At 43.4% G+C, this 2,751-nt stretch carries 2 protein-coding genes; one reads left to right on the top strand and one right to left on the bottom strand.

All coding sequences use genetic code 11. The annotated features are described in order from the left end of the window. Positions 1 to 1,760: phosphoethanolamine transferase (locus tag PGX78_RS07150; protein ID WP_270446157.1), on the bottom strand; the 1,760-nt coding region annotated here is incomplete at its 3' end. A 238-nt stretch (positions 1,761 to 1,998) separates the two neighbouring features. Between PGX78_RS07150 and PGX78_RS07145 the strand changes: the two genes are divergently transcribed. Continuing rightward, a partial coding sequence (locus tag PGX78_RS07145) for an FAD-dependent oxidoreductase (protein ID WP_270446158.1) occupies positions 1,999 to 2,751 on the top strand: 753 nt, incomplete at its 3' end.

Below are 2,751 nucleotides of genomic sequence, written 5' to 3'. Positions count from 1 at the left end.
GAAGCCAAACTGATGGAGTCGTCATAAGCAGGTGATTGCATATTGAGGATACCGCAAACCAGTTCGTATACGAGGTCATTAGTGAAGTACGACTGTGCATGAGATTTTAAGGTTGCCGTAATTTCCGGATTACGTTGCATGTAGTCGTCGGAAAGCCATGTAAACATGGGAATCCGCAAAACCTTAAAGCTGGCTCCGTCAGGTTGACGGGCAATGCTCGGGTCCGAACCGTGGTCGGAGAAATAGAGCATGGCATCTAAGTGCAGATTATCTCTTGCGTAGTCGAAGACTTGGGACAAGAACCAATCGGTATATAAAATGGTATTGTCGTAGTCCGCCTCTTGATTTATCTTGCCGTCATCAAATTTTTGGAACTCTGCCGGATAGCGGTTTCTATATTCTATGTGGCTGCCCATAATGTGGAGAACGACAAAGTTCTTTTCATTCGGGTTCACCTTCGTTAAGAACTGTAACAGGGCTCCGTCCAAGGTCGATTCTTTCAAGTCCTGGTCGACCCATTCCGAGACATCTGCTGTCTTGGCAATGAGTGAAATAGGTGTATCGGCTACGCCTACGGAGCCTTGATTACTAAACCAATACGTCTTGTAACCGGCTTTTTTTGCCATATCGATGATAGAAATGGATTCATTAAACTGTTTTGTATTGTAGAAATTAGACTCCGTCAAGGCATGTTCCAATACGGGAACCGTATACCATACACAGCTGTAGACATTAGTAAAGAGGGTAAAGTGCGGATCTTCTTTTACGGCACTCAACCAAGGCGTATTGTCCGGTGCTGACGGGTTATAGGCATTCATGAGTGTTCGTGTTTCTGATTCGCCGATAACGACGATAACCGTATTGGGTCCCAGGCGAGGATTGAGTTGTACTGCCTGTAAAGCGGCATATTTATCATCATGATTTTCCGCATATAATTTAGCCCGTTCCAAATAATCGTGAGTGTCTAAAAAAGTTCGTACAGGAAAAGAATTAGGCAAGAGTTCGTCATACAATATCCAGACGGACGGAACGATGACGAGGAGGGACAATAAGGGTAAAATCTTTTTGTATACTGTCGTTTTCGGCAAAGACGGTATCATATAGTGGGTGCCGAAAAAGAATGCGATAATAAGGAATAGTAGAAACATCGTACCGATGATCATTCCCGCACCTAACGAATGCAGGTATTCCAGTGTTTCAGCCGGACCGGTTTGGAAGATAATCAAAGAACCGGATGTGGTAATACAAGACTGATACAGACTGTAGTAAGCCCATTGCATGACGTTGACGGCTACGACAAGAAGCAGCAGGCCGGTCATAACTAAAGCGCTTATTACGCGCGGTAAGAATTGCTTGGCCGTCATGGATAAAAGAAAAAGTACGGCAAAGAGAAAGAGGCCGTTATATATGTCGTAAATATTATTTAAGTAGACCGTGTTGCCGTTAATTAGAGTTATATAGGCCAGATACGGTCCCGTGATTATCCATGACAATCCCACGAGAGCCGGTGCGGCAAGGGTGCGAAACGACAAATTTTGCACGTATAAGGCCAAAGCAACTACGACAGCGCCGACAGCGGGAATAAGGCCTCGCAGCATAGCGTCTATATTATCCTGACCCAAACCGAGGGACACGATAAATTGCCACTGAATACATAAGGCATATAAAATGATGAAGACCCCAATGAGGGATAAGATTCGTTTCTTTGTGTATATCTTATGGGGGCCTTGAATATATTCTGAGTCTGATGATTGATGCATGTAAATAAATCCTCCTCCGGTAACACCGCATTACGCCACTTATTATACTCTAATGTATATGAATTACATAGTGTTTTTGCTTTTTTGGTGTAACGGCTCGGAAAAATGAAAAAAATGCTCAAAAAATCGGAAGTTTGTTTGAATATATAAAAGAATATGATACACTGAGTAATAAATAATACACCGATGGATATAAGTTCTATGCGGACGTCGTCATATAAAGGAGAGTGTATTGGAAATGAGTACTGGTGGTAAAAAAATAGCCGTTATCGGTGCCGGACCGGCAGGATATACGGCAGCGCAGGAATTGTCGAAGAACGGTTATACCGTCGATATTTATGACAAAGAGGATCGACTTGGCGGGGCTATTTACACGGGTATTCCCGAGTACCGTATGTCCAAGATCTTTTTGGACAAAGTTTTTGCGTCTATGAAAGAAGATAAAAATATTACTTTTCACTTTAATACGAAAATCGATTGTGAAAGATTTGAGGGTCTAAGGAAAAATTATGATAAAGTTCTTGTCGCCACAGGGGCTCAGATTGAAAATACGTATGGCTTTGAACCCGGAAACGGGTTATATGCCGGGCTGACCCTTTTATATGACCTGAATATTCGCGGCAACCATGAGTATTATAAAAAGTATAAGAAGGCCATGGTTTGGGGCGGCGGTAATGTCGCTATGGATTGTGCTCGATCTCTTGTTCGTATTATTGATGACGTGTCGGTTGTTTACCGGCGCTCGGAAGAAGAAATTACGGCTAATAAGAGCGAAATTCGTGATGCACGTAATGAAAATGTTAAATTCAACTTCCTTTGTAATGTAAAACGCGTTCTGCGTGATGAATCAGGCGCCGTTACGGGTGCCCAATTGATTCGCCAGGAACTGGGTGAGCCTGATTCATCGGGGAGACGGTCGCCGCAGTCCGTGCCCGGATCGGAATTTAATATTGATGCGGATATCATTGTCATGGCTATCGGGCAGAAGGTA

The organism is Megasphaera sp. AF13-6AC, from assembly GCF_027685385.1.
GTDB classification, from domain to species: domain Bacteria; phylum Bacillota; class Negativicutes; order Veillonellales; family Megasphaeraceae; genus Megasphaera; species Megasphaera micronuciformis.
The sequence above is the reverse complement of the archived record's forward strand: the minus strand, read 5'-3'. Positions and strand labels throughout refer to the sequence as shown.